Annotated in this window: 14 protein-coding genes and 2 tRNA genes; 7 read left to right on the plus strand and 9 right to left on the minus strand. The window is 73.0% G+C overall.

Annotation, left to right across the window (positions count from 1 at the left end; genetic code table 11):
• Positions 1-62 precede the first annotated feature (62 nt).
• Positions 63-956: a helix-turn-helix domain-containing protein gene (locus WMF44_RS15055; RefSeq protein WP_437299809.1), complete on the plus strand. Its 894-nt coding sequence runs from the start codon at positions 63-65 to the stop codon at positions 954-956.
• Between the two features lie 33 nt (positions 957-989).
• Here the strand turns inward: WMF44_RS15055 and WMF44_RS15060 are convergent, their stop codons facing one another.
• From WMF44_RS15060 to WMF44_RS15075, 4 genes are all read right to left on the minus strand, one after another.
• Complete coding sequence (locus WMF44_RS15060) at positions 990-2,681, minus strand: right-handed parallel beta-helix repeat-containing protein (RefSeq protein ID WP_437299810.1); 1,692 nt, start codon at positions 2,679-2,681, stop codon at positions 990-992.
• 62 nt (positions 2,682-2,743) lie between these two features.
• On the minus strand, positions 2,744-3,637 hold the full coding sequence (locus WMF44_RS15065; RefSeq protein WP_437299811.1) for a LysR family transcriptional regulator: 894 nt from the start codon (positions 3,635-3,637) through the stop codon (positions 2,744-2,746).
• 150 nt (positions 3,638-3,787) lie between these two features.
• Positions 3,788-5,029 carry a putative metal-binding motif-containing protein gene (locus WMF44_RS15070; RefSeq protein ID WP_437299812.1) on the minus strand — a complete coding sequence of 414 codons (1,242 nt, stop codon included), beginning with the start codon at positions 5,027-5,029 and terminating at the stop codon, positions 3,788-3,790.
• Positions 5,030-5,106: 77 nt separating this feature from the next.
• Positions 5,107-9,690, minus strand: coding sequence for a DUF2339 domain-containing protein (locus WMF44_RS15075; protein ID WP_437299813.1), 4,584 nt, complete (start codon positions 9,688-9,690; stop codon positions 5,107-5,109).
• A 295-nt stretch (positions 9,691-9,985) separates the two neighbouring features.
• Between WMF44_RS15075 and WMF44_RS15080 the strand changes: the two genes are divergently transcribed.
• Entirely contained in the window at positions 9,986-10,252 is a 267-nt protein-coding gene (locus WMF44_RS15080; RefSeq protein WP_437299814.1) for a hypothetical protein, read from the plus strand.
• Between the two features lie 27 nt (positions 10,253-10,279).
• Here the strand turns inward: WMF44_RS15080 and WMF44_RS15085 are convergent, their stop codons facing one another.
• Positions 10,280-11,167: a DNA adenine methylase gene (locus WMF44_RS15085; RefSeq protein ID WP_437299815.1), complete on the minus strand. Its 888-nt coding sequence runs from the start codon at positions 11,165-11,167 to the stop codon at positions 10,280-10,282.
• A gap of 564 nt (positions 11,168-11,731) precedes the next feature.
• Between WMF44_RS15085 and WMF44_RS15090 the strand changes: the two genes are divergently transcribed.
• The gene (locus WMF44_RS15090; protein WP_437299816.1) at positions 11,732-12,703 is read left to right on the plus strand and encodes a hypothetical protein; all 972 of its coding nucleotides are present in this window, start codon (positions 11,732-11,734) and stop codon (positions 12,701-12,703) included.
• Positions 12,704-12,890: 187 nt separating this feature from the next.
• Here the strand turns inward: WMF44_RS15090 and WMF44_RS15095 are convergent.
• Together WMF44_RS15095 and WMF44_RS15100 are read right to left on the minus strand one after the other, a co-directional pair.
• Positions 12,891-12,965: transfer RNA gene (locus WMF44_RS15095), tRNA-Glu, on the minus strand.
• Positions 12,966-13,004: 39 nt separating this feature from the next.
• Positions 13,005-13,078 (minus strand) — tRNA-Gln (locus WMF44_RS15100).
• 639 nt (positions 13,079-13,717) lie between these two features.
• Between WMF44_RS15100 and groES the strand changes: the two genes are divergently transcribed.
• From groES to WMF44_RS15120, 4 genes are all read left to right on the plus strand, one after another.
• The gene (groES, locus tag WMF44_RS15105) at positions 13,718-14,014 is read left to right on the plus strand and encodes a co-chaperone GroES (RefSeq protein ID WP_012235412.1); all 297 of its coding nucleotides are present in this window, start codon (positions 13,718-13,720) and stop codon (positions 14,012-14,014) included.
• Between the two features lie 68 nt (positions 14,015-14,082).
• A complete protein-coding gene (groL, locus tag WMF44_RS15110) occupies positions 14,083-15,771 on the plus strand; it encodes a chaperonin GroEL (RefSeq protein WP_437299817.1) in 1,689 nt (562 codons plus the stop codon).
• Between the two features lie 195 nt (positions 15,772-15,966).
• Positions 15,967-16,623, plus strand: a complete 657-nt coding sequence (locus tag WMF44_RS15115; RefSeq protein ID WP_437299818.1) for a Crp/Fnr family transcriptional regulator — start codon at positions 15,967-15,969, stop codon at positions 16,621-16,623.
• A gap of 4 nt (positions 16,624-16,627) precedes the next feature.
• A complete protein-coding gene (locus tag WMF44_RS15120) occupies positions 16,628-17,395 on the plus strand; it encodes an MBL fold metallo-hydrolase (protein ID WP_012235415.1) in 768 nt (255 codons plus the stop codon).
• Between the two features lie 219 nt (positions 17,396-17,614).
• Here the strand turns inward: WMF44_RS15120 and WMF44_RS15125 are convergent, their stop codons facing one another.
• Both WMF44_RS15125 and WMF44_RS15130 read right to left on the minus strand, forming a co-directional pair.
• A complete protein-coding gene (locus tag WMF44_RS15125) occupies positions 17,615-18,433 on the minus strand; it encodes a PP2C family protein-serine/threonine phosphatase (protein WP_437299819.1) in 819 nt (272 codons plus the stop codon).
• Between the two features lie 238 nt (positions 18,434-18,671).
• Positions 18,672-20,309 carry an FAD-dependent oxidoreductase gene (locus WMF44_RS15130; protein WP_437299820.1) on the minus strand — a complete coding sequence of 546 codons (1,638 nt, stop codon included), beginning with the start codon at positions 20,307-20,309 and terminating at the stop codon, positions 18,672-18,674.
• Positions 20,310-20,311: the final 2 nt, after the last annotated feature.

A 20,311-nucleotide genomic window follows, 5' to 3' on the forward strand; every position in this document is an offset into this window, starting at 1 on the left:
GGAACCGGGCTGCTGCGTTGACCGGCCCCGCGCCGCGGGCGCATGCTGAGGCCGGCTCTCCGATGATCTCCCGCGTCTCCCGCAGCGCCATCCCGTTCGTCCGCGCCGGCACCCGCGAGCCCATCGAGGCGCTCCGGCAGGCCGAGATCCGCGCGTCGAGCCGCTCGCTGCGCTGGACCGGCATGGTGGCCGAGCTCGGCGTGAACCCGTCCTGGGAGACAGACCACCTCGCCGTCGCCGGCCATTACATCGCCATCAACCTCGCGGACGCGCCGCTGCGCTTCGAGCGAAAGGGCCAGCGCGGCTTCGAGCGCGTGGAGATGCCGCCCGGCAGCCTCTGGCTCCAGCCCGCGGAGGTGCCTTTCTCCCATCGCGTGAGCGAGCCCACGATCTATGGCGCGCTCGTGCTCGATCCCGCGCGGCTCGCGCGGCTCGCGGGGGTGCGGGAGCTGCTGATCGAGCCCTGCGTGGGGCTCGTGGACGCCCAGATCGAGCATGTGCTCCGCGCGCTGCTGGTCGAGGTCTCGCGCGGCGGCGCCACGGGCGCGCTCTTCGCAGACGCGATGCTCTCCGGGCTCGCGGCGCGCCTCGGCGCCCGCCATGCGGTCCGGGCGGAGCGGCCGGCCCGGGGCGGTCTCTCCCCTGCGACGCTGCGGCGCTTGCTCGACTTCATCGAGGCGCACCTCGGCGACGATTTCGGGCTGGAGGCGCTCTCCGGCGTGGCGGGGCTGAGCCCCGCGCACATGGCGCGGGAGTTCAAGCGAGCGCTTGGGGAGCCGCCGCTCGCCTACGTGACGCGGCGGCGGCTCGATCGCGCCCGCGAGGCGCTGCTCGCCGGCGACCGCCCGATCGGGGAGCTCGCGCGCGCGCTCGGCTTCGCCGACCAGAGCCACCTGACACGGCTCTTCAAGCGGCGGTTCGGGATCACCCCGGGCGCGCTCGCCCGTACCCGGTGATCGCCGCCCGGCGGCGCGAGGCGCTCGCGGCGCTCAGGGCAGCCGGATGCTGAGGTTGTCTATCCCGTCCGAAGGGCCGTCGAGGGGAGGGGAGCCGAGCGTCCATTTGCGGACCGGCGTGCCCGGCGGCAGCCCTACGTAGTTGTGGCGGTGGCGAGACCCGTTGAGGTGCGCCCGGTTGCCCGTGAAGGCGCTGAGCCCCGCGGGATCCTCGTTCTGGATGCCGTAAAGCGTGTTCCTCGACAGCGTGTTTCCCTCGACCAGCGCGCGCGCGCAGGCCCTCAGCCAGATCCCTTTGCCGTCGTTGTTCGCGGACTGGCAGCCGATGATCCTCGCGTCGCTCTGCCTCTCGAGCAGGAACCCCGCGCCCTTCTGCGGGTCGCCGCGCGACGGACCGGCGTCGACCGGGGGGGCCGGCGGCTGCACGAACAGGGGCGCGCGGTGCACCGTGTTGCCGTCGGCGATGCAGTCGATGAACGCGTTGCCCTCGCCGCCCACGAGGCCGCCCTGCGGATCCGCGAGCGGCGTCGAGGCGATGAACCCGGCCGCGAGCCCGTCGTCCTCGGCGGTCCCGCTCGCGTTCCTGTTCCCCACCGCCACGCAGCGCCTCAGCACCACGTGGCGGGTCGCGTGCAGCGCGAAGCCGCCAGCGGGCGCGCTCGCGCTCGCGCCGTGGTTGCCGATCGCGCGGCACCCCTCGAGAAGCCCGCGGTACACCGCCCTGCCGATGCGAAAGCCGAGCGCGGAGAAGTCCTTGACCGCATCGGCGGAGGCGGCCGGGTTCGCGTTGTAGTTCCCGTCGGCCTCGCACTCGACCATCTCCAGGTTGCTCGTCGTCGAGATGTTGAACCCGCACGCGCGGTTCCCGGTGAGCGTGAAGTTCCGGTTCGCCCTGCAGCGCAGGAATTTGTAGTTCTCTCCCCACGCGAAGAAGCCGGCCGGCTCTCCGCCCGACGTGTTGTCGTGCGCCTCGCAGTCCTCCACGAGCACGTTGCGGCAGATGACGAAGTCGGCGCCGACGACGTTGAACTGCACGCCGCTCGGCTGGGCGCTCGTGTTCGCCGTGCGGTGGAACACGCACCGCTTGACCTGCACGTCGTCGCAGAACAGGACGAGCGCGCCCAGCGTCACAACGAAGTCGAGCCGGCTCGTGTTCTCCGAGCACACGCAGTTGATCATCCGGATCCCTCCGGCGAAGGCGACGCCGCCGGCCGCGTCCCGGGCGCCCATCACGAAGATCCCGCCGTTGCGGCGCAGGAAGCCCGTGTCGAGCACGCCGTCGCCGCCGCACCGCCGGACGGACAGATCGAGCAGATCCAGCTGGCTGCACGCCCTGGCGGCGATCCCCACCCCCTGGATCCCGAGCACGCTGCCGTTCCTGATGACGAGCCGCGTCCTCCCCTCGGCGAACACGCCCACGTTCCCGGAGACGACCTCGCCCCGGCAAGGCCTCGCGCCCGGGTCGGGGGCGACGACGGGCGCCGGGGGGTCGATCTGCCGCAGCGTCCTGCCGCGCAGGTCGAGCGTGACGTCGTCGCTCGCGATCGTGATGGCCCGGGCGTTCGCGTCCTGCGCCACCCAGTCGACGTCTTCCACGAGGGTGTACACGCCGGGCGCCGTGATGACGAAGGGGACGCGGCGCTCCGGGTCCGGTCCGCCGTTGATGTCCTGCGCCGTGATCGGCGTCGCGTGGAGGCGCGCGCTGGCGCCGGGGAGCTCGCTCATGGTCCTCGGGCGCGAGTCTACGCCGTTCAGCCCGCTCCGCGCCGCGCCGGCGAGCGCGCGCCTCACTGGATCGGCACCGCGCGCAGCGACTCGGCGAGCTTCGCGTAGAGCGAGCTCCGCGGGTCGTCGCGCCGGTAGATGAGCCGGAAATGATCGCGCGCGAGGGGCGCGGACGGCAGGAGCCGCTTCAGCTTGCCGCCGCGGAGCTCGGCGGCGACCATGTGGCGCGGCAGCACGGCGACGCCCTCGCCGGCGAGCACAAGCGCCTTGATGGCGGCGCCGAGCCCCACCCAGCGGTGCCGCGCGAACGCGAAGCAGCCGGCGCCGCCCGCCTGATCCGCGAGGTACCGGAACAGCGGCATGGTCGGGTCGATGTCGAGCAGGCAATGCCGAGACGCGTGCTCCGGGCGGGCGAACGCCTCGCGCCGGAGCAGCTTGGGGGAGGCGACGAACGCGTAGCGCTCCTCGTGCAGCGTCTCCGCCGCCAGGGTCGTGGCGCTCCAGCGCGCGCTGGTGACGACGCAATCGACGCTGCGGTCGTAGAGGCGCCTCAGCAGGTCGTCGGAGGCGCCGAAATAGAGGTGGAGCGTCAGCTCGGGGCGCCGCCGCGTCAGCGCGCCGAGCTGGGGGACGATCCACGACATCCCGAGCTCGAACCGCGTGCCGAGCGTCAGCTCGACCGGCGCGGGCGCGGGGCCCATCGCGCTGCGGAGGCAGTCCTCGGCGAGCGCCAGGCACTGGCGGGCGCGCGGCAGCAAGGCGAGCCCGCGCGGCGTCAGCTGCACCCGGCGCGTGGTGCGCTCGAACAGCGGAGCGCCGACCTGCTCCTCGATCTGCCGGATGCGCTGGCCGAACGCGGCGGGGCTGAGCGCGACGGCGCGCGCCGCGGTCCGGAAGTTCAGCGTCCGCGCCGCGGCCTCGAAGCAGGCGAGGTTCTCCAAGGAAGGGAGCAGCATCGCGGCATCGTATCGTTCTGCGCAACAATCCCGGCCGTAAAATACGGGATCGCGCCGGCCACGGCGCGCGGTTCACCTCGCGCCGCGCCGCGCCGCGCCGCGGCCGGCGCGCGTGATCCGGAGGGCTCGGGTCGTCCGGGCCCCGGGGCGCTACCGGGGATCCTCGACGGGCGCGGTCTCGAGCGGGACGGTGCCGCCGTTCGCGACCCACTTGAAGCCGTCGACGAGCGCGGTCGAGTCGCGGATTTCGTCGCCGGTGTCGAAGATCATGAACCGCAGCTTGAGCTCCTCGCCGCCGGTCACCGGGGCCCGCGTGCGCAGCCAGCCAGTCGCGCCGGCGTCGTCCCAGAGCCCGAAGCCGGTGCCCTCGAGCTCGTCCGTCCCGAGCGGGCACTCCTCGCAGACCTCGAAGAAGCTGAGTTTGACGCTGACGGGGTTGCCAAGGCTATCGAACGAGAGATTGCCGTTGAGCGACCCTGGCGGGGCGGGCGTCGCCAGTGCGACGAACTGGTCGTTGAAGCAATTTTCGACGGTGAACTCGGGGTATTCGAAGGTGTAGAACTTGAACGCGAACTCGTAGCCTGTCGCGTTCGTCGGCGCGCGGATGACGAGCTCGAGGGCGATGTCGTCGTGGATGTTTACCGAGGGAGGGCACCCGGGGGCGCTTTGCGGGAAGCCGGGCGGCGCCACGCCCAGCCCGTAGTTCGTGCAGCTATCCGCGTTGCACGCGCCCGGCCACCCGGCGATCCGGGCGCGACCCGAGGACAGGACGAGCAGGCGGGTCCCGCCCTGAGGGCGCACGTTGGGGCCGAAGGAATCGAGCACGCCCACCGCGGGCGAGGGCTCCGCGGGCGAGCCGTCGCCGCGTACGTACTGCGCGCTCAGCACGCCCCACTTCCTGTCGCCGGGCGACGCCTTGGCGCAGAGGTCGATCGCGTGGGCGCCGTGGATGGCGTCGAAATCGGCAGGAGCGATGTTCCTGTCGCAGGCCGGCGGCGCGTTGTCGATCACGCCATCGCAATCCTCGTCGGCCGGCTCCGGCACCGCGCCGCTCGGGTCGGGCTCCGTGATCACGACCTCGACGGCGCCTGGGTTGACGTTCGTGTCGCCGTCATTGCAGTCGCCGTCCTCGATGGTGAACCCGTCGCCGTCCTCGTCGGGCGACGGGCCCTCCTCCGCCGGCGTGCCGCCGCCGAAATCAGCCCAGGAGCCCGTCGACTCCACCCGTCCGCCGGCGCCCGTCTCCGCCGTCGTGGCGCTTGTCGCGCCCCCGCCGCCGCCCTCGCCAGGCGCCTGCTTGTCGCGCGGCGTCGCGGAGCACGCGCCCGAGGCCCAGAGCGCCGCCCCGACGCTCGCGCAGAGACCCAAGTAGACGAAGCGCCCGCCGCTCATGGTGCATCCACCTCGATGGTTGGTCCGGACCGCCGGAACGCCGCGTCCCCGGCGACCCACGGCAACATGCGAGCACATCACGGCCTGGGCTCGCTGTCTTCTGTTCGCTGCTGCGGCGGCGGCGCGGGGTCGTCGGGCGGCGCGCCTCGCTCCTGCCGCTCCTGCTCCCGTTCCCCTCGCCTGAGGAGCCGCGCGGCCCACAGCGAGAGCGCGAGCAGCCCGACGGCCAGCGCGCCCCCGATCAGCGCGCGGTGCCGCTCGGTGAACGGAAGGTCGCGCGCGACCGGGGCGGCGCCGAGCTCCGGGTTCGCCGCCGCGGCGCCGAGCCTCGCGGCGGGGGGACGCTCGCGCACGGTGGGGTCGAGCAGGTCGGCCAGATCGTAGCTCGGGCGCTTGCCGAGCGCGTCGCCGACGTAGAGCCAGTGCGGGCCCGGCCGCGCGGCGCGGAGCACGATCTCGCGCGCCCGCACCTCGCCTTGCGCGCCCGAGAGGGAGAGCGGCGCGGAGTCACCGTCGTGGATCGTGAGCCGGAGGAAGCGCTTCCGGGTGGGGCTCAGGGGGATCCGCGTCGACGCGAGCGAGGGCCCTGACCCGCCGTGCGGCCGGATGCGGTGGATCATGCCGCTCCCCACGGCCGGCCAGACGGCGCGGTACGTGGTCGAGGCGACGTCGACGCGGCGGCTGAACTCCGGCGTGGCGACGTCGAGGAGGACGGCCTCCAGCGGCGCGCCGTCGGCGCCGGCGTCGAGCGTGACGAGCGTCGTCTTCGCCTCGCTGTCCCGCTGCGTCTCGACGATCGCGAGCGGCAGCAGCGCGGGGGACTCGGCGGGGGCCTGCGGCTCGCACGAGACGGCGCCGCCCGTGATCCGGACGTCCGCGGCCGCGTCGCGCGCCGGGGCGCCCTCGGGGACAAGGCGGATCCGGACCAGGGCGGCGCGCGAGAGGGGATAGCGGACCGACAGGTGCTCGACCGTCTCCGAGCCCTGGGGGATGCGGTACACGTGGGCGCCGCGCGCGACCTCGCTGAGCGCCCTCGGATCCGCGCCGGTCTCGACCCGCGCCTCGCGGAGGAAGCTGCCGCCGGTGACGCTGAGCTCGACGCGGCAGTGGCGCGTGCCGGGCGCGTCGAGCGCCCAGGTCGCGTGCGCCACGCCGGCGGCGTCGACCCCAGGATCGAGCATCGTGGCCGCGATCCGCCCGGACGCGTGCGCGGCGCCCGGCTCGCGGATCACGTAGGGCACCTCGGCGCCGTCGGGGCCTGCGATGCGGACGTCGGCGAGCAGCTCTTCCGCGCGGCTCTCGCGGTAGAGGTCGAGATCGACGTCGACGCGGCGGTCGCCGGCGGCGTCCACGCCCTCGATGGGACGGACGAGCGCGTGCCTCTCGGTCGGGAGCGCCGCGCCGGTCTGCGCCTCGGCGGGCCGCGCGAGGCCCATCGCCGCGAGCAGCGCGAGCGGCCCGGCCGCGCCCCGCGATCCGGCGCGCAGGAGCGTCACGAGGCGCCGGCCGAACCGCGCGTAGAGGAACCCTCCGCCGACGAGCAGCGCCCCGACGCCCGTGAAGAGGGCGATCTGGTAGATGCGCTCGACGTGCCAGACGTCCCAGGTCACGAGCTTCGCGATGGTGACGGCGAACAGGGAGAGCCCGGCGTAGCGATGGAAGGCGTCGCGCGCCGCGAACCCCGCGGTGAGCAGCGCGATCGCCGCGAGGGCGAGCACGAGCGTCGTCGCCATCGCGAGGCCGCCTTGCTGGCCCTCGAGGGCGGCGCGGTGCTGCACGGTGAGCTCGGCGAACTCGGCCGCGTCGAGCGGGGCAGGGGGGGCGGCGGGGAGCGCGGTGATCGCGCTCCGCACCTCGAGGACGACGGTCGTGATGAGCAGCGCATACCCTGCGGCCAGCGCCGCCGCCGCGGCGCCGCGCAGCTCGGCGCGCGCGGCGTCCGGGGGGCGGGCGAACGCCGCGCGCGACAGCAGCCGCCCCGCGGCGAGCAGGGCGGCGCTCACGCCCGCGAACGCATAGGTCCTCGCGTTGAGCAGGACGGGGACCGCCATGGTCCCGTCGCGGCCGTGCGTGGCGAACCAGGTCGTCACGAGCGCCTCGGCCTCGGCCCGATCGACGACGAGCGCCCGCCCGAGGGTGGCGGCGAAGAGCAGCAGGGTGACGGCGAGCCAGGCGCGCTCGCCGGTGCGCGCCGCGATCGCGGCCGCCACGGCCGCGAGGATGCTCCAGACCACGGTGACCGTCGCGCCGCCGAGCCCGAACGCGACGGCCGCGGCGAACAGGGCGAGCGCCTGTCCGAGGAGCAGGGCGACGCGATCGGCGGGGGGCGCGGCGCCGGGGCGGGTCACGCCGGCGCGGAGGAGCGCGGCGCCGAGCGAAAGGTCCAGGGCGCCGGCGCCCGCGGTGAGCAGCGCGCGGAGCGTCGGCGTGTCCTCCGGCGTGGCGCCGAGCGCGGCCGCGACGAACCCGAGCGTGGCCACGCACGCGGCGAGCGCGTCGGACCACGAGAGCGCCGGCGCGCCGGGCTCGCGCGCGCGCCGCGCCGAGGCGCCCGCGGCGCCGAGGAACACCAGCATGACGAGCGCTGATGCGCCGAGGAACCCTGCGTTGACGGCGTTGACGGCGTTGACGGCGCTCACGGCGTCGACGGCATCGGCGGCCGCCGAGGCGCCCGCGTCCGCGGGCGCGCTCGCGAAATGCGCGGCCGCCGCGAGCGCGCCTGCCGAGACGATCGCCGCGGCGAGGAGCAGGGCGGGGAGCGCGGCGCGCGCGGCCGTCCACGTCGCGAGGGCGGCCGCGCCCGCGAGCGCGAGCGCGAAGAGCGCCGCGTCGGCCTCGATCAGCAGCATGCCCGCGGTGCAGGCGAAGAGCGCCGCGCCGGCGGAGCACGCGACGGCGGTCTTCCGATCGAGCTGGCGCGCGAGCCCGGCGCCGCGGAGCCACCCCGCGAGGTAGACGAGCGTCCAGGCCGCGACGAGCGCGACGAGCGTCGTCCGGTGCGCGGCGGGCGCGTCCGCGAACGTCGCGGCGAAGGCGAGGAAGGCGGCGCCCATCGGCGCCAGCAGCCAGGCGCCCTCCTCCGGCGCGCGCAGGGCGACCAGCGCCGCGAGCGCGAGCGCGATGGCGGTGGCCGTGAGCGCGCGCGGCGCGTCGAAGAGCAGCGCGGCCGCGCCCGCGTGGGCGAGCACGAGCGCGGCGATGCTGGTCGCCGTGGCGTCCGCGCGCGCCGCGACGCGGAGGACGCCGGTCGCTGCCGCGCCGGTCGCTGCCGCGCCGGTCGCTGCCGCGCCGGTCGGTGCGGCGCCGGTCGGTGCGGCGCTTCGATCGGGGCTCGAGGCGGGCGCGCGGCGCAGCCACAGCGCGCGCAGGACGCCCTGCGCCGCGGCGAGCGCGACGAACGCGAGGGGCGCCGCGCGCGCGGCGAGCGGGAAGTAGGGCCCCGGGAGCGCCTGCGCGGGCGAGTCGAGCCAGGGCGCCGCGTCCGGGTCTCCGCCGGCCGGGGCGGCGCTGGCGTCGAAGTGCGCGGCGTACCAGCCCCAGAACAGCGCCGTGTGGCCTGCGATCGCGAGCCACGGCGCGACGCGGAAGCCGAGCCTCGCTGCGACGGCGTGGGCGACGCTCGTCATGAGCAGGAGGTAGCCGAACAGGACGAGCGGCCGGTCCTGCCCCGTCGACAGCACGACGGGGTTGAGGAAGCCGGCGACGAGGCTGAGGATCAGGATGGCCTCGCCGCGGTGACGGAGCGCGAGGCCGGCGCCGAGCAGGAGGAGCGCCGTGTCCGCCGCGAATGCCGCGGGGATCGGGACGAGCTCGTACAGCGCGGCGCTCGCCCACACCGACGCGATCAGGACCGAGAGGCCGAGGCCGATGAGCGTGTGGACGAAGCGACGCTGCGCGCGCCCGCGGAGCACCTCGGCGATGGCGAGGAGCGCGGCGCCGGTCGCGGCGCCGATCGCGACGCGCCCGAGCGGCCCGATCCAGGCGTTGTCCGAGGCATATTTGAAGAAGAAGAGCGCGCCGAGCAGGAAGGTGGTCGCGCCTGCGCGGGTGAGCCAGGTGAGGCCGAGCCGCTCCTCGATGGAGGGTCGCTCCGGGGCCTCGCGGCGCGCGGGCGAGCCGGCGCCGAAGGCGCTCGCGTCGAGCGTCGCCGCGGGGCGAGGCGCGCGAGGCACCGGAAAAGCAGCGGGATCCGGGAACCCGACCGCGGGGGGCGCCGCGGCCGCCGCGTCGGCGGCCGCCATGGACGCGACCGCCGGGGGCGCGGTGGCTGTCGGATGCGCGATCTCGGGCGGCGCGCCGGCGGTCGTGATGTCGAGCGCGGGCGGCGCGCCGGCGGTCGCGATGTCGAGCGCGGGCGGCGCACCTGCGCCCTCGGCGTCGAGCGCGGGTTGCGCCGCCGCTGGGGGCGGGATCGCGCCCAGGGCAATCCGCTCTTGCTCCAGGCCGTGTGTGCTTCGCGGGCTCTCCGCCGCTGCGGTGAGCGCTGCGCGGCCGCGCTGCCCGGAGAGCTCGGCCACCCGGTGCTCCAGCGCGTGGATCCGAAGCAGCAGGTCCTCGTTGCGCCGGTTGGCCCGGACGGCGAACACGAAGGCGACGAGCGGGGCAACCAGGAGATAGGCGACGAGCGCGAGCCCGAAGAAAACGACGATGCCTGCCCCCATACATGCTTCGTAGCATGGGGTGCGCGTCGCAGGCGCCGCCCGTCCGCGCGACGATGCCTGTGCTGTTCACGCTGCTCGCGCCGACGGCCCCATCGGAAGGGGAGGACCTTTCGGCGCGCGCTGGGATTCGGGTAAGGTGCACCCGCATGAGGAACACACGCCTGCCTGATCGCCGCGCGCCGGGCGCCTGCTATCTTCCCCGTGTTCCCGGACGGCGGCGTTGCTCGGGGGGGGAGCGCGGCCATTCGGGAACAGTTCTTCTGTCCTCTCGGCCTTCTGCGGCGGAGACATCGCGATGGTGAAGCACCCGACCGTCTCTGCATGGCAGCGGGATCACGAGGAAGGTGGTTATACGGCCGAGTTGCACGGCTGGACCTTGCGGGTCCGCTGGATACCCGAGCGCCCGGGTGAGGTCCGCGGCTTCGTGTGGGAGGCCGTCGATCCCTCGGGGAACAAGGTCACCTCGCGCGAGATCCACGAGGAGATCGAGGTGGCGATGGCGTACGCCGAGGAGCGCGCGGCCCCCGATCCGGGGAAGCGCGAGGGGAAGACCGTCGATTGAGCCGCGCGCCGCGCGGCGGCGCCGGGCTCAGCCCGCCTTGTCTGCGGGCGCCGCCTTGCGGCTCCGCCTGGCCCCGTAGTTCCGGATCACGATCTCCCCCACGCGGCCTCTGGCGTCGCTCTTCGCGTTGATGCTCCGGAGCGCCGCGACGCGGTCGATCTTGAACCGCTTGTAGAGCGGCGGGATCTCCGGAACATCGGAGTTCGAGAGCATCACCTGGACGCCTCGCCCGTCGAGCTCCGCGAAGAGGGCGGCGAGGCGCTCCTGGTCGTGGAAGCCGAAGCCGCGCGCGCTGTAGGACGTGAAGTTCGCGGTCGACGAGACCGGCGAGTACGGCGGGTCCAGGTACACGAAGTCGCCTTCCTGGGCGTGGTCGAGCACGCGCTCGAAGTCGCGGACCTCGATCTCGACGCCCTGCAGCGCCGCCGAGCAGGCCCGCAGCTGGGGCGGGTTGCAGATGGCCGGCTTGACGTAGCGGCCGAAAGGCACGTTGAAGCGGCCGGCGCTGTTGACCCGGTAGAGCCCGTTGAACCCCGTCTTGTTCAGGAAGATGGTCCGCGCGGCGCGCTCGGGCAGCGTGAGCGAGGCGGGATCGACGTCACGAACCTTGTAGTAGTGCGCCTCCTCGTAGGTGTGGCTGCCCAGCGCGGCGATCACCTCGTCGACCCGATCGCGCACCGCCCGGTAGCAGTCGATGAGCTCGGCGTTGACGTCCGTCAGCGTCGCGCGCTTCGGCTGCAGGCAGAAGAAGAGCGCGGCCCCTCCCATGAAGGGCTCGAAGTAGCGCCCGTAGGACGCGGGGAGGAGCGGCTGGAACTGTCGGAGAAGCTGCCCCTTGCCGCCCGCCCATTTGAGGAACGGGCGGGGCGTCACGGGCGCGTCGTCGTCGGGGTCGGTGACAAGGGCGGTGGTCATCGCGCAATACTGGACGCCAACCTACCAGGGCGCGCGATCGTCCTCAACCGCCGAAGGCACTGCGAGCGAGCGCGCTCGTCCGACGCGTCCGACGCGTCCGACGCGTCTCGCCGGTCCGCCCCCGACGCCCGGGTGCCCGGGGCGATGGGTCTCTCCAGGCTAGGTCGTTCTATGTCCATGTCGCGGCCCCGTCGGGCGGCGATGTGCCTTGAGGTCGACGGTGGATGTTGGCCTGATTCATCAGTGATTCCGGTTGCTTGTAAGCATGCATGAGCGTGCGTGTCCCGGCTCTGGCGCTGCCCGGATCATGGCATGTCGCCGCTTGCGCGATCGCCGAGCAGGGATAAGTTGAAGTCTCGACACGCGGGCTGGACAGCCGCTGGTGGAGCGGAGTCCTCCCGCATTCGCGCACCGCCGCGTCAGGCCATCTCGCCGGTGGACCTGCGCGGCGCGGCAGGGGCTCGCTCGTGCGCTGGGCGCGGGCGTCCCGCGCCGGGTGGTGGCTCCTCGAGGGGCCGCCATGCGTGGAAGCCGCCGTTGCTTCTCGACAGGAGGGATGCCGCCATGATGCTTGCCTTCGACCTCGATCGCGACGACGCCCCGCAGCAGCGCGGCCCCGGTCCTGCGGACGGACCGGGTTGTTTCGGTGAAGCCGCGGACTACCGTGCTCAGCGGATCCTGTACGCCGCCCGCGACTGGATCGGCGAGCAGGACGGCATCACCACCGACGGTCGCTCGCTGATCCTGCTGCACGCCCAGCGGACGCCGCCGGAGCGGCGCGAGGCGCTCGTGCGCTGCTTCGAGCGCGTGATCCTGCACGCCCCCCGGCCGGAGCTCGCTGCGCTCTCCGCGTCGCTGCGCCAGGCGGGGCTCTCCGTGGACGAGGACCTCTCGGTGATGGGCGCCCCGGCCGGCGAGGTGCGCGCCGCCGTGCAGGGGCTCAGCCGGTTTCGCACATTCCCCCCGGGTCTGCGCCTGTCCAGGGTGTCGCCGGACGACGACGAGGCGTCGATCCGCGCGATCCAGGAGCTTCAGGCCGAGAGCGGCCACGCGCCGCTCCCGGGGTGGACCCTGCGCGGCGGCGAGGGGCGCTCCTTGACGCTCGCGCTGCGCGACGGCGCGGGGGCGCTGATCGGCTGCGCCACCCTGTGTGTCATGACGCGGCCGCAGCCTGCCGAGATCGGCGGGCGCGAGGCGCTCGCGCAGCTCGGGCTGCTGGGCGCCCCGCCGCTCTGGATCTCCGACGTGGGCGAGGCGCCCTCGTGGACGGCCATGCCGATCTGCACCTCGCTGCGCGAGGACCACCGCGGGCGGGGGCTCGGGGCCCCCCTGCAGGCGGCGGCGCTCCGGGAAGGGCACGATCGCTTCGGGATCCGGTGGTTCTACGCGCTCGTCAGGGCCGGCGACGAGATCGCCAAGCGCATGAACGCGCGTTGCGGGCTCGCCCCGCACCGCGCCGAAGGGTTCCTCGTCGCGTCGGCGGTGCCCCCCGAGAAGCCCCGGCGGCCGGCGGACGGCCGCCGCGGCTCAGGCTGACAGCACGGGCGCGAGGAGAAAGCGCCGCCGTCCTGGCCGAGGAGCCACAGGACACAGGGCGGCGCCTCGCCCGCGAGGCGCCGGCGGAATCTGCGCGCTCGCGCTCGTCGATGACGCTGCGCTTCGCGTCGTGCTCGACGCACGACATGGGACGGAAGCAGCAGGAAACGAGGCGACTGGGGTGAAGTGGCGATCCCAGCGGGAATCGAACCCGCGTTACCGGCGTGAGAGGCCGATGTCCTAACCGCTAGACGATGGGACCTTGTTCTGTGGAAAAGACCGACAGCAGAGCTGAGCGGCCTGGCTGGGGGACAAGGATTCGAACCTTGATAGCAAGAGCCAGAATCTTGCGTCCTGCCGTTAGACGATCCCCCAAGGGGTCAGCGCCGTGTTCATCAGCGCCACGGGCCGCGGAATCTACTCGGGCTACCTGGATTGTCAAGCGATCAAAATCGGGCCCGCCGAACAAAAATGCTCGCCGCCAAAAATCGCCCAACTTTCGCGTGTTTCGAGCGCTCCGCGGGGGAGCGAGGCGCCTCGCCCTGCCCAACTCCTCGCTCAACCCGCTCCGCCCTCGTTGCATGCCGTCCGTTCTCGTCGCTCGTCGCTCGTCGCTCGTCGCTCGTCGCTCGTCGCTCGTCGCGCTGCTGTCGTTCGCGCTCTCTCCATGATCCGTCCAGGTTGTCTCCGCGCTGTCAGAGGGGGCTCATCCCTGAGGAGCCTCCACGATGTCGCGACGCTCGCCGTCGTTTTTCCAGACATTTCAGCTTCGCCGTTCGGGACGCTTGGCCCCGGAGCCCCGGAAAAGTCGCCGCTCCCTGCTGCGTGCCCTTGACGCGCCGGGTGACTGATTTACTTTCGGCCGCGGTTTAGCCACCGGCCTAGGAGAGTGCCAAGAGACTGCGATCTCGGGCACTTAGCTCGTGTCGCGCGGGCGGAACGCCCCAGCGGGGGGCGAACGGGACCTCCGGCGAGCCGATGGTCAGTCAACAAGCCGAGGACGAGGGAGCCAGCATGAAAATCAGGCCGCTGCAGGATCGGATTGTCGTCAAGCGCGTCGAGAGCGAGACGAAGACCAAGGGGGGCATCATCATCCCCGACGCCGCGAAGGAGAAGCCGATCGAGGGGCGCGTCGTCGCGGTGGGCAACGGCAAGGTCCTGAAGGACGGCAAGGTTCGCCCGCTCGATGTGAAGGTCGGGGACAAGGTGCTGTTCGGCAAGTACAGCGGCACCGAGGTGAAGCTCGACGGCGAGGAGCACGTGCTCATCCGCGAGGACGACGTGCTCGCCGTGACCGAGTCCGCCTCCTGAACCAGGTCCGAGGCAACCGAACGCAAGCGTTAGTACACGCGGCCGCGCGGCCGCGAGGGGATTGAGAGATGGCTGCGAAGCAGATCGTTTTTAGCCGCGGCGCCCGCGCCGCGATCCTGAAGGGCGTGAACACGCTCGCCGATGCGGTCAAGGTGACCCTCGGGCCGAAGGGGCGGAACGTCGTCATCGAGAAGAGCTGGGGCTCCCCGGTCGTGACGAAGGACGGCGTCACGGTCGCCAAGGAGGTCGAGCTCGCCGGCAAGCTCGAGAACATGGGCGCCCAGATGGTGCGCGAGGTCGCCTCGAAGACCAGCGACAAGGCCGGCGACGGCACGACGACGGCGACGGTGCTGGCGCAGGCGATCTTCGGCGAGGGCCTCAAGCTCGTCGAGGCCGGCCACAACCCGATGGATCTGAAGCGCGGCATCGACGCGGCGGTCGCGAAGGTCATCGAGGCCGTGCAGAAGGCCGCCAAGCCGACCAAGGACAAGGACCAGATCGCCCAGGTCGCCACGGTCAGCGCCAACGGCGACAAGGAGATCGGCCAGATCCTCGCCGACGCCATGGAGAAGGTCGGCAAGGAGGGCGTGATCACGGTCGAGGAGAACAAGCGCATGACGACGGAGCTCGAGACCGTCGACGGCATGCAGTTCGACCGCGGCTACCTCTCGCCCTACTTCGTGACCGACCCCGAGAAGATGACCGCGGTGCTCACGAACCCGCTCATCCTCGTGCACGAGAAGAAGATCTCGGCCATGGCCGACCTCCTGCCGCTGCTCGAGCAGGTGGTGAAGCAGGGGCGCGAGCTGCTCATCCTCTCCGAGGACGTCGAGGGTGAGGCGCTCGCCACGCTCGTCGTGAACAAGCTGCGCGGCACGATCAAGGTCGCCGCCGTGAAGGCGCCCGGCTTCGGCGATCGCCGCAAGGACATGCTGAAGGACATCGCCATCCTCACGGGCGCGACGCCGTTCATGGAGGATCTCGGCCAGAAGCTCGAGAGCGCCACGCTGCGCGACCTCGGGACGGCCAAGCGGGTCGAGATCGACAAGGACAACACGGTCATCGTCGACGGCCAGGGCGACAAGACCGCCATCAAGGGCCGCATCGAGGCGATCCGCAAGCAGATCGCGGACACGACGAGCGACTACGATCGCGAGAAGCTCCAGGAGCGGCTCGCGAAGCTCGCCGGCGGCGTCGCGGTGGTGAAGGTCGGCGCGGCGACCGAGGTCGAGATGAAGGAGAAGAAGGCGCGCGTCGAGGACGCCCTGCACGCGACCCGCGCGGCCGTCGAGGAAGGCATCGTGGTCGGCGGCGGCGTGGCCCTCTTCCGGGCGGCCGCCTCGCTGGAGTCGCTCAAGTTCAACGACGAGCGCGACGTCGGCGTGCGGCTCGTGCGCCGCGCCGTGGAGGCGCCGCTCCGCCAGATCGCCCAGAACGCGGGGGTCGACGGGACGGTGGTCGCGGAGAAGGTCCGGTCGGGCGCGCCGACCTTCGGCTACAACGCCGCGACCGACTCGTACGAGGACCTGCTCGCCGGCGGCGTCATCGATCCGGCCAAGGTCGTGCGGCACGCGATCTCCAACGCGGCCAGCGTCGCCGCGCTGATGCTCACGACCGAGGCCCTCGTCGCCGAGAAGCCCAAGAAGGAGAAGGCGGCGGCCGGCGGGGCTCCCGGCGGCATGGGCGGCATGGGGGGTATGGGCGGCATGGGCGGCATGGGCGGCATGGGCGGCATGGGCGACTTCGACATGGGTTGATCGCCTGTCCGCGCCGCTCTCGGGCTGCCGCCGCCTCCGCGCGGCGCCGGCCCGCCGAGCGCGCTGCCCCGACGAAGCGGGCCGAGGGGTCCTCCAAAGCATGCTGGCTTGGGGGGCCCTTCGCGTTTTGTGAGCGCCAGCGCTCTTGCCCGGGTTTTTGACCCGCGGTCACGTGGGGCGCTAGACTCCAGGGCAATGTCGGAGTCGTCGTTCGCCCGCTATGGCCGCGAGTACGTGCCGGGCGACGTGCTCTTTCGTGAGGGGGACTCCGGCGACGTCATGTTCGTCATCCAGTCGGGCGCCGTGCGGATCACGAAGTCGGTCGCCGGCGAGGACAAGGTGCTCGCGGTGCTCGGGCCCGGCGAGTTCGTCGGCGAGATGGCGATCTTGAACGGCAAGCCCCGGAACGCGACGGCCACCGTGAGCGAGCCGTCCCGCTGCCTCGTGATCGACGCGCGGAAGCTCGGGGTCATGCTGCAGCGCGACGTCGAGATAGCGCTCCGCCTCCTCAAGAAGCTGGCGAAGCGGCTCGACGCGGCGAACTCGCTCGTCGAGATCCTCATGCACCGTGACCCGAAGGCGCGCGTGATGCTGGCGCTCGCGCGCCACGCCGAGGCCTTCGGGGAGGAGACGCCCGAAGGCATACGCGTCCGCTCGTCCCCCGAGGACATCGCGCGTGAGGTCGACGTCGAGCAAGAGACGGTGGACGAGGTGATGAAGCGGCTCCGCCGGCTGAAGCTCCTCTCGTACGGGCCGCCTGCACCCGCGGCGATCATGGTGACCGACATGCGCAGGTTCCGGGAGTTCATCGAGTTCCTGGACATGCCGCAGAAGTTCGGCGGAGAGAGCTGAACCAGTGGAGCTGCGTGTCATCGGCTGCCACGGCGGGGAGACCCCCAGGCATCGCACGTGCGCGTTCGTCGTGGACGACATCCTCGCGATCGACGCCGGCTCGCTGACCAGCGGGCTCGAGGTGAAGGACCAGGCGCGGCTCGAGGCGTGCCTGGTGAGCCACGCGCACCTCGATCACATCCGCGACCTGGCCACGATCGCGGACAACCGTTGTCAGCTCGGGTGCCCGCCGCTCGTGATCGCGGGCACGCGCGAGACGCTGCGCACGCTCAAGAAGCACTTCTTCAACAACGTGCTCTGGCCCGATTTCGCGGTGATCCCGAGCGCCGGGCAGCCGACCATCCAGTACCTCGAGCTCAAGCCGGAGCGCCCCACGCCGGTCGCCGGGCGGCTCGTGCGCGCGGTCCACGTCACGCACACGATCGACGCGTCGGCGTTCGTGATCGAAGGCGACGGCGGCGCGATCGCGTACAGCGGCGACACCGGGCCCACGGAGCGGCTGTGGGAGGTGCTGAACCAGCAGCAGGACCTCCGCGCCCTGCTGATGGAGGTCAGCTTCCCCAACCGGGAGCAGCGCCTCGCGACGGTGAGCGGCCACCACACGCCGCAGACGCTCGCCCTCGAGCTCCAGAAGTTCCGCGCGCCGAGGGATCTTCCGACGATGCTCTACCACATCAAGCCGGTCTTCCAGGCCGAGGTGGAGCGGGAGTGCGCCGCGCTGAAGGGGCTGAACCTGGAGGTCCTTCAGCTCATGGATCACTTCGTCCTGTAGCCGCCGCATCGCCGACGCATCGGCGCGGGGCGCCCGGGGCGTCGTGCGTGCGCGGGTGATGGTGGCGCTGCGCTCGACGGGATCGTGGCGCCGAGCTGCCCGGCCCGAGGGGGAGCGCTCGCTGCCCCGGGCGAGAGCGAACGGCCCAGGAGGGGAGGCCTGCGCGGCGGCGGCGTCGGGAGCTCGGGCGCGACGCGACCGAGCGGCGCGGCGCGCGGGCTAGCGGCTTTCCTGGGTGGGCTCGTCGTTGAAGGGGCGCTTGCCGTCGGGCACCTCTTCGACGCGGGCGAGGACGACCGTGATGTTGTCGGTGCCGCCGAAGTAGTTCGCCCGATCGATGAGCGCCTTGCACGCAGCGTCCAGCGAGCCGCTGGACATCACGAGCTCGAGGATCTGATCGTCGCTCACCAGCCCGGACAGGCCGTCCGAGCAGAGGAGGTACACGTCACCGTGCCGCGTCTCGTCCGTCACGAGATCGACGAGGACGTCCTCGCGGATGCCGAGCGCGCGCGTGATGACGTTGGCCGGCAGCTGCCGGACCTCCTCCTCGGTCATCCACGGCGCCATGTGCGCCGCGTCGCTGACGAGCGAGTGGTCACGGGTGAGCTGCGTGATCTGGCTGTCGCGCAGGCGATAGCAGCGGCTGTCCCCGACGTGACCCACCGTCACGTGCTCGGCGTCCTTGGAGAACATCGCCGCCACGACCGTCGTGCCCATGCCGAAGTCGGCGAGCGTCTTCAGCGAGCGATCGAAGATGCGCCGGTTCGCCAGCCTGAGGCCGGTGACGACGTAGTTCTCCTCCTCGGTCAGGTTCGGATCGGCTGGGAAGGGCCAGGTGGCGTCCCTCCCGACCGTCACGGACAAGAAGTCCGAGAGGGTGCTCACGGCAAGCTGGCTCGCAACGTCGCCCGAGCGGTGTCCGCCCATTCCATCCGCCACGGCCACGACACGGTACTCCTCGCTGACGAGGAGGTTGTCCTCATTGTGGTCCCGGAGGAGCCCGGTATCCGTCATCCCGGCAAACCGGGTCCGCAACATGGGCAGAGAGTAGACGCGGAGCAGGGGGGCAGCGCAAGTTCAAGGCGAGGGCAAAGCTGAAATCCTGGGCTGGATCTCCCACAGCGGCCGCTCCATGGCCGCTGGAAGCGGCCGGCGGCAGGGGTAGAGGACCCTTCCGGAGGTGCTCGCTCGCCGGAAGCACTTTGCTCTTGAAAGATGGGGGAGGACGTGGGGCTCCCCGCCGCGCGGCGCGCGGCGAGGCGACGGGCGCTCGAGCTCAGAGCCAGCTCTCGCCGATCGCGATCCCCGCCGAGGCCGCGATCGCCTCGGCGGCGCGCACGCCGCACGCGTGCGCCTCCTCGAAGAGCGCCATCCCCGGCTGATCGACGTGGGCCCAGGCGACGCGCTCGGACAGCGCGCAGCGCGGCTCGAACGGCCGCGGGCCGAGGAAGCCGGGGCGCGGGCGCGGCATCGCGTGCCCCCAGATCATGACGTCCATCCGCTCGACGTCGTCGCGCAGGTGCGGGTGCGCCGGCGCGAGATCGCGCAGCACGCCGTCGGCGAGCGACGCCCACGGCGCGCGGAGCAGCGCCGCGCGCGCGGCGGCGACGTCCGGCCCGCCGAAGGCGCGGTAGTACGTCAGCACGGTGCGCTGCAGCGGCGTCGCGAGGCGCGACCGCTGCGTCGTCGCCGCCGCGAGATCGGTGAGCTGGTGGCGCGCGTCGACGTAGCCGAGCCCCTCCGCGCCGTAGAGGACGGAATCCCACGCGTGGTTGGGATCGATGGGCCGCTCGACGTGGAGGTTCGCCACGAGCCACGCCGACGCGACCCGCTCCGGCAGCTCGCCCGCCGCGCTCCCCGCGAAGATCCGGCGCACGACGAACGCCGGCGCCGCGAGGATCGCCGCGCGGGCCTCGACGCGGCGCGCCTCGCCGCGCTGCACGTCGACGTAGTCGATCTCGACGCGGCCGCTCGGCTGCGGGCGCACCGACGTGACGAGCGCGCCGAGCGACACGCGCGGCGCCGCGCGCTCGATCAGCGCCTTCACGAGCCGGCCGTTGCCCTCGGGCCAGACGAGGTAGCGGCTGCCCGCGAGCTCGGGCGCGCGCGCCTTGCGCCCCGCGAAGTAGTGCAGCCCCGCCCAGGCCGAGATCTCCTCGGGCTCGCCGCCGAAGTCGTCGAGCATCGCGTAGCGCACGTACCAGCGCACGAACGGCGTGCGGTACCCCTCGCGATCTAGCCACGCCGCCATGCTCATCCGGTCGAGCCGGAGGAGCCCGGGGTCGCGCGAGGAGCGATCGAGCGGGATCTGGAACGCCGGGCGCCCGTCGCTGCCGGTGAGCTCCGTGAGCTCCTCCTCGAGCGCGTGGAACCTCTCGAGCTCGTCCAGCGCCTCGCTCGAGAGCGCGTCGACCGGCGCGAGGCCGGTGTGCCAAGCGCCCTCGTAGAACAGCCGCTCGCCCGGCGCGTGGCACAGCCGCCGCGGATCGAACGCGGGGCGCCCCGCCGCGTCCCACCCGGTGACGACGCCCATCTGCTCGAGCAGCCGCAGCGTCGCGCGGGCCTCGACGTTCGGCGCGGCGAGGTAGTGCGCGCCCCACGGGTACGGCACGACGCCGTCGTCGCCCCACGCGCTCGTGCCGCCCGGCCGCGGCTCGAGCTCGAGGACGCGCAGATCGAGCCCGGCGCCGGCGAGCCGCCACGCGGCCGAGAGCCCGCTCACCCCGCCGCCGACGATCACGACGTCCGCGCGCTCGGCGGGGCCGCTCGCCGCTCGCCGCGGGCCGCCGCGGAGCAGGTGGCCCGCGCCGTGGGCCGCGCCGACGATCTCGCCGGCGAGCGGCGCGCGCCCCGGCGAGGCCGCGTGCACGACCCAGCCCGCGGCCACGGAGCTCAGGAAGCCGCGGCGGTTCACCG

The sequence above is a fragment of the Sorangium sp. So ce426 genome, assembly GCF_051475585.1.
GTDB lineage: Bacteria > Myxococcota_A > Polyangia > Polyangiales > Polyangiaceae > Sorangium > Sorangium cellulosum_B.